The sequence below is a fragment of the Variovorax sp. J2L1-78 genome (genome assembly GCF_030317205.1).
In the GTDB taxonomy this organism is placed as follows: Bacteria; Pseudomonadota; Gammaproteobacteria; order Burkholderiales; family Burkholderiaceae_C; genus Variovorax; species Variovorax arabinosiphilus.
In genome coordinates, this window is the sequence record NZ_JASZYB010000002.1 from 474,816 (window position 1) to 487,820 (window position 13,005).

Sequence of the window (13,005 nt, forward strand, 5' to 3'; positions counted from 1 at the left end):
CTTTCGTGCCTCGATACGGGTCAGAGTGCCTCGCGGCCGGTTTCGCCGGTGCGGATGCGCACCACTTGTTCCAGGTTGTAGACAAAGATCTTGCCGTCGCCGATCTTGCCGGTGCGGGCGGCGCCCTCAACCGCTTCGATCACGCGTTCGACCAGTTCGTCGGCCACAGCCGCTTCGATCTTGACCTTCGGCAGGAAGTCGACCACGTACTCCGCGCCGCGATAGAGCTCGGTGTGGCCCTTCTGGCGACCGAAGCCCTTGACTTCCGTCACGGTGATCCCCTGGACACCGATCGTCGACAGTGCTTCCCGCACCTCGTCGAGCTTGAATGGTTTGATGATGGCTGTGACCAGCTTCATGGCGTTTCTCCTAGAGATGAAATGGGTCGGCGCGGCAGCATGGGCCGCGCCTTTGTTCTTTACAGCGTCTTGCTGAGCGTGACGATGCCACGCGCCTTGTTCACGAAGCCGTAGAAGTCCTTCTTGTTCGCGCCCTGCACACCGCCGTACAGCGCCACGCCGCTGCCGAAGTCGTACGACACGCCCAGCGCGTAGTCCACGTAGTTCGGGATGCCAGGGACGTTGTCCTTGATGCCGCCGTTGAAGCGCGTGTAGCCCACCGCCGCCTTCAGCGTCAACGAGGGCGCCACTTCCTGTGCGAACGCCAGGTTCAGGTACCCCGTGTTGCGGCCCTTGTAGCCCGAGCCCGCGTCCTCGCCCGCCCAGCCGAAGTAGTCCTTGGAGATCGTGTGCGAGTACTTCAGCGTCAGCGGACCGAAGCTGCCGGCACCGTACAGCTCGGTGGTGTTGGCGCCCTTGGCACCCGGGTAGATGTAGGTCAACGCGCCCACGTCCCAGTTCACGCCACCGGCGGTGAATTTGTAACCCCCGTACAGGTCGCTCTCGATGCTGTTGCCCGACAGCCAGTTGACGCTGGAGTTCCAGTTGCCCACGTACCAGCCGCTCTCGCCGAAGGCGTAGTCGAAGCCGCCCTGGATCGCCGGCTTGAAGGCACGCGTGCGGCCCGTGTCCTGGTCCTGCCCGCGGAACTTGTAGTTGCTCGTGAGTGCCACATTGGCCGTCAGCTGTGCGCTGGCGAGCATCGGCAGGGTAGCGAGGGCGACCACGGCCAAGGCCTGGGCAGTTTTACGGTGCATCATCGATTTGGCTCCTGTGCGGGAATTGAAGGTAGGGGGAAGCCTGTCAAAGCAGGGAGCGTGCCAAACTGCACGGGTCTTGGGCGCGAGAGTGATCACGTAAGCGCTGTCACGGCTTGAAACGTAGCCAAAATTGTTTCAAACCGCAGGTGCGCACCAATGTGAACGTTGTCGCTCTGGACATACAAGATCGCACCATATTGGTGAAAGGGAGAAGAATGAGTCTGTCTTTGGTGCAAAGCCGCGCCCTGCTCGGGCTCGAAGCGACCGCTGTCACGGTCGAAGTGCACCTGGCGAACGGTCTGCCCAGCTTCACGCTGGTGGGTCTGGCCGACGTGGAGGTCAAGGAAGCCCGCGAGCGCGTGCGCTCGGCGATCCACAACGCCGGGCTGGAATTCCCCAGCAACAAGCGCATCACCGTCAACCTCGCGCCGGCCGATCTGCCGAAGGATTCCGGCCGTTTCGACCTGCCGATCGCCCTGGGCATCCTCGCCGCCAGCGGCCAGATCGACCCCGAGCGGCTGGCCGGTCACGAGTTCGCAGGTGAGCTCTCACTCTCCGGCCATCTTCGGCCTGTGCGTGGTGCGCTCGCGATGGCGCTTGCGCTGCACACGCGCGGCGTGGCGACGCGGCTGGTGCTGCCGACCGACAGCGCGCAGGAGGCCGCGCTGGTGCCCGACGCGGTGGTGTATGGCGCGCAGCACCTGCTCGACGTGGTCGGGCAGTTCCTGCACCAGCCGGCGGGCACACCCGAAACGCCGCCGGCCGCAGGCTGGGCCCGTGTGACGCCCAGTCCGGCCGCGGCCGCTACGCCCTACGCCGACCTGGCCGACGTGAAGGGCCACGCCGGCATCAAGCGCGCGCTGGAGATCGCGGCCGCCGGCCAGCACGGGCTCTTGATGGTCGGCCCGCCGGGCTCGGGCAAGTCGATGCTGGCCCAGCGCTTCGCCGGGTTGCTCCCGCCGATGACGGTCGAGGAAGCGCTCGAGAGCGCCGCCATCGCCAGCCTGGGCGGGCGCTTCACCGTCGATGCATGGATGCGCCGGCCGACCGCGGCGCCGCACCACACCGCCAGCGCGGTGGCGCTGGTCGGGGGCGGCTCGCCGCCGCGGCCGGGCGAAATCTCGCTGGCGCATCGAGGCGTCCTCTTCCTCGACGAATTCCCCGAGTTCGCCCGCGCCGCCCTCGAAGCCCTGCGCGAGCCGCTCGAGACCGGCACGATCACCATCTCGCGCGCGGCTCGCCGGGCCGAATTCCCCGCGCGCTTCCAGCTCATCGCGGCCATGAACCCGTGCCCGTGTGGTCACCTCGGCTCCGCGCTCAAGGCCTGCCGCTGCACGCCGGAGCAAGTGGCGCGTTACCAAGGCAAGCTCAGCGGCCCGCTGCTCGACCGCATCGACCTGCACGTGGAGGTGCCGGCGATCGCACCGCGGCAACTGCTCGACGCCGCCCCGGGGGAATCGACCGCCGACATCCGTGCGCGCGTCGTCGCCGCCCGCGAACGCGCCATCGCCCGCCAGGGCATGCCGAACCAAGCGCTGGCAGGTGCGGCGATCGACCGCCATGCCGCGCTGGCGCCGGCCGCGCTCGGCTTTCTGCACACCGCGGCCGCGCGGCTGGGCTGGTCGGCACGCAGCACACACCGTGCGCTCAAGGTGGCGCGCACCATTGCCGACCTGGCGGCCACCGAAACCGTGCAGCAGCCGCACGTGGCCGAGGCGGTGCAGTACCGGCGCGCGCTGCGCTGAACGGGTTCCCTGCCACTGTTGGCTTTTCGGCGAACACTGCATTCGCAAAGCAACCGCGCCTGCAACGACCGGCTGCGCGACCATCGCGCCATGGCAGCGCACCGGGCGCGGTCAATCCCTCAAACCCAGGAGAACCCCATGAGCACCCCCCTCGATCGCAAGATCGCCTTCATCACCGGCGGCAACCGCGGCATCGGCTTCGAAACCGCGCGCCAGCTCGGCGCGCTCGGCATCCTGCCGGTGATCGGCGCCCGCAGCGCCGAAGCCGGCCGCGACGCCGTCGCCCAGCTGCGCGAGGAAGGCATCGAGGCCGAATCGATCGTCTTCGACGTGACCGACGACGCCGACCACCGCCGCGCCTTCGATTTCTTCCAGAAGAAGGCCGGGCGCCTCGACATCCTGATCAACAACGCCGGCGTCTACCTCGAAGGCGAGCCCGGCGGCGCGCCGCGCTACCTGCCCTCGACGGTGCCCGACAAGGTGCTGCGCGCGACCTTCGACGCCAACCTGTTCGCGCCCATCGCCGTCACGCAGGCGCTGCTGCCGCTGCTGCGCCTGGCGCCGGCCGGCCGCATCGTCAACCTGTCGAGCATCCTCGGTTCGCTGACGCTGCACAGCGACCCCGCCTCACCGATCTACGATGCGAAGGCGACCGCTTACGACGCCTCCAAGACGGCCCTCAACGCCTACACGGTGCACCTGGCCTACGAGCTCAAGGGCAGCACCACCAAAGTCAATTCGGCCCACCCCGGATGGGTGCAGACCGCCATGGGCGGCAGCAATGCGCCGATGAACGTGGTCGACGGCGCCAAGACCAGCGTGCAGCTGGCGACGCTGCCGGCCGATGGCCCCAGCGGTGGCTTCTTCCATCTGGGCGACCCGCTGCCCTGGTGAGAACGTTCGGGCTCAGAGCAGCCCGCGGTGCGCGAGGTTGCGCATCAGCGCGGTGATGCCGAAGCGCCAGCGCGGCGCCTGGTCGGCGTGCACCACGCGGTTGACCAGCGCGCCGAGTTCCGGGGCCCAGATGCGCACCTGGTCGCCCACGACGTGGGTGAAACCCTGGCCTGGGCCGTGGCGGTCCTGCGTGGGCGCGAACATCGTGCCCAGGAACAGCATCAGCCCGTCCGGGTAGTCGTGGTGCTGGTTGATGGCCTGGCCCACCAGGTCGAGCGGATCGCGGCTGATCTTCGCGAGCGAGCTCGACCCCTCCATCGTGAAGCCTTCCGGCCCCGTGACCTGCAGGCCGACCGTGATGCGCCGCACGTCGTCGATGCCGAAGCCGGCGTCGAACAGGCGGATGAAAGGCCCGATGGCGCAGGAGGCGTTGTTGTCCTTGGCCTTGCCCAGCAGCAGCGCGCTGCGGCCTTCGAAGTCGCGCAGGTTCACGTCGTTGCCCAGCGCCGCGCCCAGGGTCTGGCCCCGGCTGTTCACGGCCAGCACCACCTCCGGCTCGGGGTTGTTCCAGACCGACCCCGAATGGATGCCCACGTCGGCACCCGTGCCCACGGCCGACAGCACCGGCGCCTTGGTGAAGATCTCGGCGTCCGGTCCGATGCCGACCTCCAGGTACTGCGACCACGCGCCCTGGGCGATCAGCACCTCTTTCACGCGCGCCGCCTCGGGCGAGCCCGGCACGATGTCCGCCAGGTTGTCGCCGAGTACGTCGCCGATGGCCTGGCGCGTGGCCTCGGCCCGCGACGCATCGCCGCGCGCCTGCTCCTCGATCACGCGCTCCAGCAGGCTCGCGACGAAGGTCACGCCGCTGGCCTTCACCGCCTGCAGGTCGCAGGGCGCGAGCAGCCAGGGCTGGGTCGTGTCGCGTGCCGTCTCGTCGCTGTTGGCCAGGGCTCCTTCGAGTGATGCGATGCGATGCGCGATGCCGTCCTGCAGCGCCGCGCGCACAGCGGCTGCGGGCGCGTCGCCTTCGAGCAGCTGGCTCATGGTGGGCGCGACGCGCGACAGGTCGTGCAGGTGGTCGCCATGCACCGCCACCAGCACCGGGCCGACGTCCGGCTGCCAAAGGCGGCCGACCAGCGTGGCCTGGGCGGTATCGTGCGGAAGAGAGGAAGAGGCACGGAGGGAGAGGGGCATGGTGTTGTCTCGGCTCTGAAGTTCTGAAGGACGCACCGGCCGCGAAGGCCGTGCGCCGCAACGATAACGCGCCCGGCCGCCGCGTGCGTGCCGCAGGGATTCCGCACCGGCCTGATCTGGCGCAGGAAGCCTCGGGCCATCTTGTGCGCACAATCGCAGTCCTCGCGCTCACTCGCGCCTTCGCGGCGCCGCCCGTCCCATGCTCGGTTTTCTGCCCCCCGTCGTCCGCGGCGTCATCGCCTTCCTGCTGCTGGTCGTCAACACCTTGTTCTGGTGCAGCCTGGTCTTCGTGCTCGCGCTGGTGAAGCTGGTGCTGCCCTTCGCCGCCGTGCGCAAAGCCATCGACCCGGTGCTCAACGGCGTGGCCACGGCCTGGATCGCCTGCAACAGCGGCTGGATGCGGCTCACGCAGCGGACCCAATGGGACGTGCAGGGTGTCGACGACCTGGCCTACCGCGGCTGGTACCTGGTGAACGCCAACCACCAGTCGTGGGTCGACATCTTCGTGCTGCAGCACACGATGAACCGCCGCATTCCGATGCTGAAGTTCTTCCTCAAGCAGCAGCTCATCTATGTGCCGGTGATCGGCCTGGCCTGGTGGGCGCTCGACTTCCCCTTCATGGCGCGCCACTCGAAGGCCGACCTGCGCAAGAACCCCGCGCTGCGCGGCCAGGACCGCGAGACCACGCGCCGCGCCTGCGAGAAATTCGCGCTGGTGCCCACCAGCGTGATGAACTTCGCCGAGGGCACGCGCTTCACCGCCGCCAAGCACCAGGCGCAGGGCTCGCCCTACCGCCACCTGCTCAAGCCCAAGTCCGGCGCGCTCGCACTGGCACTCGAAGCGATGGGCGCCAAGTTCCAGTCGCTGATCGACGTGACCATCGTCTACCCCGACGGCGTGCCGAGCTTCTGGGACTTTCTCTGCGGCCGCACGACACGCGTCGTCGTGCGGGCGCGCGAAGTGGCGATCCCGGCAGACTTCGCGCAGGGCGACTACGTCGCCGACTCGGTCTTCCGCGGCCGGTTCCACCGATGGCTGGCGGGCATCTGGGCCGCCAAGGATGCGGAGATCGACGCGCTGATGCCGCCACAGGCCGCACCGTCCGATACGGCGGCCGCGAAGACTTGATCAGCGCCTGACGGTGGTTTCGGCACGCAGCCGCGCCACATCCTTCGCCAGGGTGGCCCACGGCGCAGCCTGCGGCGCGAAGCGCGCGCGCATGTAGCCGGCGAGCTCGACGATCTGCGCGTCGTCCAGCGCACCGCCGAAGGCCGGCATGAAGCCGATGTCCTTCGTGGCCGGCTCGCGCACGCCGTCGAGGATGGTGCGCAGCAGGTTGTCGGGCCGGTCGCTCGTGAAGTTGGTGTTGAGCGCCAGCGGCGTGTTCACGCCCAACAGCGTCGGCCCGTCGCCGTCGTGGTGGCAGGCGGCGCAGGCGTTGTCGAACAGGCGCTGCGGTGCGCCGAGCAGCCGGCCTTTGGTGGCGGCAGCCGTCTGCACGGCTTGCGCGGCCAGGGCCTGCGGGTCGGGCACGGCCGGGTTGAAGGATGCGAGGTAGGTGCTCATCGCGCGGATGTCTTCGTCGGACACCTGCTGCAGTTCGCGCACCACCTCGGCCATCGGCCCGCCAGCGGTGCCGTGCGACGGCGCATGGCCGTTGCGCAGGTAGCCATAAAGCGCGTCGGCGTTCCAGGGCACGGCGGACTTCGACAGCGCCGTGAGCGCAGGCGCCTCCCAGCCGTCGACCATCGCGCCCGACAAGAAGGCACGGCCGCCCTGCTCCGCGCCCAGCGCATTGCGCGGCGTGTGGCAGGCGCCGCAATGGCCCAGGCCGTTGACCAGGTAGGCCCCGCGATTCCATTCGGCGCTTTGCGTGGCGACCGGTGCATACGGCGTGGGGTCGTGGAACAGCGCGTTCCAGCCGACCATCAGCGGGCGCATGTTGAAGGGAAACTTGAGGTCCGACTTCGGCGTGGCTGACTGCACCGGTGGCATCGACATGAAGTACGCGTACAGCGCCTGCAGGTCGTCGTCGCTGGTCTTGGCGAAGGCCGTGTATGGAAAGGCCGGGTACAGGTGATGCCCATCGCGCGAGACACCTTCGCGCATCGCGCGCTGGAAGGCGCTGAAGGACCAGCGGCCCAGTCCTGTTTCGGGGTCGGGTGTGAGGTTGGTGGTGTAGATCGTGCCGAAGGGCGTGTTCATCGCACGGCCGCCGGCATTGGGCGTGCCGCCCTCGGCGGTGTGGCACACGGCGCAGTCGCCCATCGCGGCGAGCACGCGGCCCCGCTCGATGGTCGTCGCGCTGTAGACCGGTGCGGTGAGCGACACGGGCGCGATGGCCGAGCGCCAGCCCAGCACGCCGGCGAACACGCCGATGCCGCCGATGAGCACGGCACTCGCCGCGGCCCACATGCCCTTGCGCTTCGGCCAGGGCGCATCGGTCGGCATGCGTAACGGCGGCGTGGCCCCTGGCGCGTGCGCGCGTGGTAGATCTGCAGTGGCACCCTCACCATCGGGCGGCATCAAAGGGTTCAGCGCCGCACGCACCACCTCCGGCGTGAAGGGCGGCGAACGAAAACGCACCCCCGTCGCATCGAAGATCGCGTTCGCGATGGCCGCCGTGCCCGGCACCGACGACGACTCGCCCGCCCCCAGCGGCGCCTCGCCTTGCCGCGGCATGTGCATCACCTCGATCACCGGCACCTGGCGGAAGTTGAGGATCGGGTAGCCGCCCCACTCGCGGTTCGCGACCACGCCCGACGCCGGCCGGCCGGCCATCACCTCACCGGCAGGCGCGCCACCCGCCTGCTGCGGCGCGAAGCGGACTTCCTCCATCAGCGCGCGGCTGGTGGTCTGGATCACGTTGCCGTGGATCTGGTGCTCAATGCCCGCGGGGTTGACCATCATCCCCGCGTCGTGGCCGACCACCACGCGGCGCACGTGCACCTCGCCGGTCTTGCGGTTCACCTCGACGTCGGCCACCCAGGCGGCCCAGGCCGCGCCGAAGCCGGGCCACTTGCTGTGCACGTAGCGCGCATAGGCGAAGCCCTGGCCGAAGAGGATGTCGCCCCCTTGGCCAAGTCCGCCATCCGCGTTCTCCTGCGGCCCGGTGCGCATGCGCCAGCCGGCCTTCTGCGCGGTGGCCTGCACCAGCTCGACCGCTCGCTCGTCGTGCAGGTGACGCAGGCGGAACTGCACCGGGTCGACGCCCGCCGCGGTGGCGAGTTCGTCGATATACGACTCGTGCGCGAACGAGCTCGGCAACGCCGACACGCCACGCAGCCACGAGGCGCGCACGATCGGCGCCATGTCGTTGACCTTCACGCGCAGGTTGTCGACCGTGTAGGGCGGGCGCGCCGTGCGGTCGCCCATCTCGTAGGCCTGGGCCACCGGCTCGACAGTGCGCGTGAGCAGCAGCGCCAGCGTGGGGGCGCCGTTCGACGGGTACGAGGTCTCGAAGTCGTAGGCGGCGATGCCGCCGTCGGCGTCGAGCCCGCCATTGACGTCCATCAGCTGCGCAGCACCCTTGGGCTCCCACGCGTGCTCCTGTTCGCGCGTGAGCTGCACGCGCACCGGTGCACCGACGGCGCGGGCCAGCAGCGCGGCATCCGCGGCCACGTCATCGGCACCGTTGCGGCCGTAGCAACCGGCAGCTTCCATGCGGACCACGTCGACCTGCAGGTCCTGCAGGCCCATCAGTCTGGCGAGGTCGTCGCGCAGCACGTGCGGGCTTTGCGACCCGGCCCACACGCGCAAGGGAAAGCCGTCAGGCGCATCGGCACGCCAATCGGCGAGCGCGCACGACGGCCCGATCGACGCGTGCATTTGATAGGGCCACACGTAGGTGCGCCGCATCGGCTGCGCCGCGCGCGCGATGGCACCGTCGACATCGCCGTCGTCGATCAGCAGGCGCTGCGTCGCGGGGTTGTTGCGCAGCGCCTGTTCGACGTTCGACAGGTCCGGCATGCCAGGCCAGGCCTTCCACGTCACACGCAGTTCGCGCATGGCCTGCTCGGCGTGCTCCTCGCGCTCGGCCACGATGCCGACGAAGTCGCGCAGCACCACCACGGCGCAGATGCCGGGGATGTGCGCGATGGACGATTCGTCGACCGATTCGAGCGTATTGCCGATGTAGTCGCCATGGTCGGCGCCCGCGTACGGCGGCCGCACGACGCGGCCGTGCAGCATGCCGGGCACGCGCATGTCGTGCACGAAGACCAGCTCGCCCGCCAGCTTGGCGGGGATGTCGACGCGCGGCTGGCGCGTGCCGACGAGGCGGTAGTCCGCGGCGCTCTTGGTCGGTGTCGACGTGTCGAGCGACAGCACGGTGCGCTGGCCCGCGACCAGCTGGCCCAGCGGCAGCCGACGACCGTCGTCGTCGCGCAGCTGCACCACGCCGGCCTCGATGCACAGCGCATCGGCCGGCACACCGAGCCGCACCGCGGCTTGTGCCAGCAGCCAGGCGCGCGCCTGGGCGGCCGCGGCGCGCAGCGGCGCCGCGTGGATCTGGATCGACGCGCTGGCGATGGTGCCGCCCTGGTTGGGCACGCGCGCGGTGTCGCCCAGCACCATGTTCAGGTCGCCGAGCGGGATGTCGAGTTCTTCGGCCACGATCTGCGCCAGGGCCGTGCGGATGCCGGTGCCCAGGTCGACGTGGCCGTGCAGCGCGGTGACGCTGCCGTCGTCCCACACCGCGAGCAGGATCTCGTCGCCTTCGGCCGGGTTGCCCGACACCGCGATGGGCTGGCCCTGGGCCGGAGGCGGCGGCAGCGGCGTCGGCCGGGTGATGACCAGTACGCCGTCGGCCGTCAGGAAATCGCCGCGCGTGTGCGGCGTGTCGGCCCGACGCACGCTCGTCATGCGTTCGCTGCCAGCCGCGATGCGGCGAGCTGCACCGCGCGCACGATCTCGACGTGCGTGCCGCAACGGCACAGGTTGCCCGAGAGCTCGGCACGGATGCGTTCTTCGCTCGGGTGCGGCTCGCGCGCGAGCAGCGCCGCGGCCTGCATCACCATGCCGTTGAGGCAGTAGCCGCACTGCGCGGCCTGGGCGTCTTCGAAGGCCGCCTGCACGGGGTGCCAGTTCACGCGCGAGCCCAGGCCTTCAAGCGTGGTGATGGCACGGCCGGCCACGCCATGCGCGGGAATCACGCAGGAGCGCGCTGCGACGCCGTCGACCCACACGGTGCAGGCGCCGCATTGCCCGAGGCCACAGCCGTACTTGGGGCCATTGAGGCCGAGGTCGTTGCGCAGCAGCTGCAGCAACGAGGTCTCATGGGACACGGCCAGCGCCTGCGGCTCGCCGTTGACGGTCAAGGTGACCAGGCTGGCCGCATGCGCCGTGGTGTCAGCGCTGCAGCCGTCCGTCACGCTTGTACATCTCCAGGTCGACGAAGGTCGAGCCGTTGTGGTTCCTCGGGCCATAGGTCACCGGGAACTCGCCGAAGCGTGCATTGCCGATGCCCTCCATGCCCGCGACGAAGGCTTCGCGCGTGAGGGTGCGCCCGGCACGACGCAAGCCCTCGGCGAACACGCGCGCCACGATGTAGCCCTCGAGCGCCGTGTAGCTGTCGATCTTCTCGCCGGCCTCGGCCCGGTCGCGCTGGTAGTCGGCCACGATCGGCACCGACAGCGACTGCGGCGGCGGCACGATGCTGGCCGTGACCAGGCCTTCGAGCTTGCCCTGCAGCCGTTCGGCCGAGCCCGGCGCATCGGTGATGCCCACCGACAGCGTGTACAGCGGCGCCGCCGCGCCGCCGGCGCGGTAATCGCGGATGAAGACCTCGACCATGCGCCCCGCCATGATCATCACCACCGCGCCGGGCCTGGCGCCCGCGAGCGTCGCGCTGATCTCCTTGGCGTCGGTCGCGGCGATCGCCATCGGCACGGCCTTGACCACCTGCACCTTGTAGTCGGCCGCCAGCTGTTCGCAGGTGGCGAGGTTCGACTTGCCGAAGGCGCTGTCCTGAAAGACCACGGCGATGTTGCCGATGCCGATGGTCGACAGGTGGCTGATGATTTTGCGCAGCTCCAAGTCGTAGCCCGCGCGCACATGGAACAGGTTGCGGTTGAAGCTGGTGCGGAACGACGTGGTGCCCACCAGCGGGGCGAACATCGGCACGCCGGCCTTGTCGGCCAGCGGCATCGCCGCAGCGAGGTTGCCGGTGGCGACGTAGCCGATCAGCGCGAAGACCTTGTCCTCGTCGATCAGCTTGGCGGTGTTGACGGCGGTCTTCGCCGGCTCGTAGACGTCGTCGTACGAGATCAGCTCGATCTTCCGGCCGTGGATGCCCCCACCCTTGTTGATGCGGCCGAAGCAGACCTGCAGCCCCGCGCGGTAGTCCACACCGAAGTCCTTGGCCGGACCGCTGAACACGGCCGATTGGCCGATGCGGATCACGTTGTCCGACACGCCGTTCTCGGCACGGGCGAAACCGGACACGGCGGGGATCATCACGGCGGCGGCGCTGCGGGCCACCATCGTGCGGCGGGAGACGGGCATCACGCGTCAGGCCGTTTCGATATCGCTGGACTGGATGCGCTTCACGCCCTTGGCCGCCATCTGCTTCCAGGCGGCCGCGAGCGAACCGTTGAGGTCGATGGCGCGCGTAGCGTCCTCGATCACGTAGGCCTCGAAGCCGGCCTTGCGCGCGTCCATGGCGGTCCAGGCGACGCAGAAGTCGGTGGCCAGACCGGTGATGTACACCGTCTTGATGCCGCGTGCCTTGAGGTAGCCGGCCAGGCCGGTCACCGTCTTGTGGTCGGCTTCCTCGAAGGCCGAATAGCTGTCGACACCCTTGTTGTAGCCCTTGCGGATGATGAGCTGCGCGGTCGGCAGCTTCAGGTCCTTGTGCAGCGACGCGTCGTCGGTGCCCTGCACGCAGTGGTCGGGCCACAGCACCTGCGTGCCGTAGGTGAGCGTGGTCGTCTCGAAGGGCTTCTTGCCGGGGTAGGCCGTCGCGAAGGACGCGTGGCCGGGCGTGTGCCAGTCCTGGGTGACCACCACGTTCCGGAAGGCGCCGGCCAGCTTGTTGATCACCGGCACCACCTCGGCACCGCCCTTCACCGGCAGCGTGCCGCCCTCGATGAAGCAGTTCTGCACATCGACCACGATCAGCGCGGCGTTGGCGGCCGGCTTGCGCTTGCCCGCAGCGAAGAGCTGCGGCGACAGCGCCACGAGCCCGAGGGCGGCACCGGCGTGAAGGAAGGTTCTGCGTTGCATGGCGGGGCTCCTGGCAAAGGTGGAGAAGAACGGTGATCGGACGCCGCGTTCAAACGCTCAGGTAGGCGCGGCGCACGTCGTCGTTCGCGGCGAGTTCGGCCATCGTCGCCTGGTAGCGGATCTGGCCCTTCTCGAGCACATAGGCCCGGTCGGACACCAGCTCGGCGAAGTGCATGTTCTGCTCCGACAGCAGGATGCTCACGCCCTGCGCCTTGAGTTCGAGGATCATGTTCGCCATCTGCTCGACGATGACCGGCGCCACGCCTTCGGACGGCTCGTCGAGCAGAACGAGGTAGGGGTTGCCCATCAGCGTGCGCGCCACGGTCAGCATCTGCTGCTCGCCGCCGCTCATGCGGCCACCGGGGCGCTGCGGCATCTCGCCGAGGTTCGGGAAGAGCTTGAACAGCCGCTCGGGCGTCCACAGCGGTGCCTCGCTGCCGTCGGCCCAGCGCCGCGGCGGCTGCTTGCCGACCTCGAGGTTCTCCATGACCGTGAGGTCGGTGAACACGCGGCGGTCCTCGGGCACGAAGCCCAGGCCCATCTTGGCCGCGTGGTGCGGTTCGCTCTTGGAGATGTCGTGCCCGAGGAAGCTCACCGCGCCCTTGCGCTTGGTCAGCATGCCGATCAGCGCCTTCAGCGTGGTCGACTTGCCCGCGCCGTTGCGGCCCATCAGCGCGACGACTTCACCGCGGCGGACTTCGAGGTCGACGTCGTAGAGGATCTGCGCGGCGCCGTACCAGGCGCACAGCGATTGGGCGGTCAGCAGTGTCTCGTGCTTGCTCATG

Annotated in this window: 11 protein-coding genes; 3 read left to right on the forward strand and 8 right to left on the reverse strand. The window is 69.4% G+C overall.

The window, feature by feature from the left end; translation table 11 throughout:
- Positions 1-20 precede the first annotated feature (20 nt).
- The gene (gene glnK, locus QTH86_RS16155) at positions 21-359 is read right to left on the reverse strand and encodes a P-II family nitrogen regulator (RefSeq protein ID WP_140844855.1); all 339 of its coding nucleotides are present in this window, start codon (positions 357-359) and stop codon (positions 21-23) included.
- 59 nt (positions 360-418) lie between these two features.
- Positions 419-1,159 (reverse strand): TorF family putative porin, encoded by a 741-nt coding sequence (locus tag QTH86_RS16160; RefSeq protein ID WP_444813849.1) that lies wholly within the window; start codon positions 1,157-1,159, stop codon positions 419-421.
- A gap of 215 nt (positions 1,160-1,374) precedes the next feature.
- Here QTH86_RS16160 and QTH86_RS16165 point away from each other — a divergent pair, with 215 nt between their 5' ends.
- Entirely contained in the window at positions 1,375-2,904 is a 1,530-nt protein-coding gene (locus tag QTH86_RS16165) for a YifB family Mg chelatase-like AAA ATPase (protein WP_286647219.1), read from the forward strand.
- Positions 2,905-3,042: 138 nt separating this feature from the next.
- Positions 3,043-3,798 carry an SDR family oxidoreductase gene (locus QTH86_RS16170; protein WP_286647220.1) on the forward strand — a complete coding sequence of 252 codons (756 nt, stop codon included), beginning with the start codon at positions 3,043-3,045 and terminating at the stop codon, positions 3,796-3,798.
- A 12-nt stretch (positions 3,799-3,810) separates the two neighbouring features.
- On the opposite strand, the gene QTH86_RS16175 is transcribed toward QTH86_RS16170, so the two are convergent.
- A complete protein-coding gene (locus QTH86_RS16175) occupies positions 3,811-4,995 on the reverse strand; it encodes a fumarylacetoacetate hydrolase family protein (protein WP_286647221.1) in 1,185 nt (394 codons plus the stop codon).
- A 199-nt stretch (positions 4,996-5,194) separates the two neighbouring features.
- Here QTH86_RS16175 and yihG point away from each other — a divergent pair, with 199 nt between their 5' ends.
- Positions 5,195-6,124 carry a 1-acylglycerol-3-phosphate O-acyltransferase, YihG family gene (yihG, locus tag QTH86_RS16180; protein WP_286647222.1) on the forward strand — a complete coding sequence of 310 codons (930 nt, stop codon included), beginning with the start codon at positions 5,195-5,197 and terminating at the stop codon, positions 6,122-6,124.
- Here yihG and QTH86_RS16185 read toward each other — a convergent pair whose 3' ends face one another.
- The 5 genes from QTH86_RS16185 to QTH86_RS16205 are packed head-to-tail and all read right to left on the reverse strand — an operon-like array spanning position 6,125 to position 13,004.
- Positions 6,125-9,859 carry a molybdopterin cofactor-binding domain-containing protein gene (locus QTH86_RS16185; RefSeq protein WP_286647223.1) on the reverse strand — a complete coding sequence of 1,245 codons (3,735 nt, stop codon included), beginning with the start codon at positions 9,857-9,859 and terminating at the stop codon, positions 6,125-6,127.
- On the reverse strand, positions 9,856-10,368 hold the full coding sequence (locus QTH86_RS16190) for a (2Fe-2S)-binding protein (protein ID WP_444813851.1): 513 nt from the start codon (positions 10,366-10,368) through the stop codon (positions 9,856-9,858). The genes QTH86_RS16185 and QTH86_RS16190 overlap by 4 nt, the downstream gene beginning before the upstream one ends.
- Positions 10,346-11,479, reverse strand: coding sequence for an ABC transporter substrate-binding protein (locus QTH86_RS16195; protein ID WP_286647683.1), 1,134 nt, complete (start codon positions 11,477-11,479; stop codon positions 10,346-10,348). Before QTH86_RS16195 ends, QTH86_RS16190 begins: the two co-directional genes overlap by 23 nt.
- A 27-nt stretch (positions 11,480-11,506) precedes the next feature.
- Positions 11,507-12,220, reverse strand: coding sequence for a bifunctional nicotinamidase/pyrazinamidase (gene pncA / locus QTH86_RS16200; RefSeq protein WP_286647224.1), 714 nt, complete (start codon positions 12,218-12,220; stop codon positions 11,507-11,509).
- Positions 12,221-12,269: 49 nt separating this feature from the next.
- Complete coding sequence (locus tag QTH86_RS16205; protein WP_286647225.1) at positions 12,270-13,004, reverse strand: ABC transporter ATP-binding protein; 735 nt, start codon at positions 13,002-13,004, stop codon at positions 12,270-12,272.
- Position 13,005 lies beyond the last annotated feature (1 nt).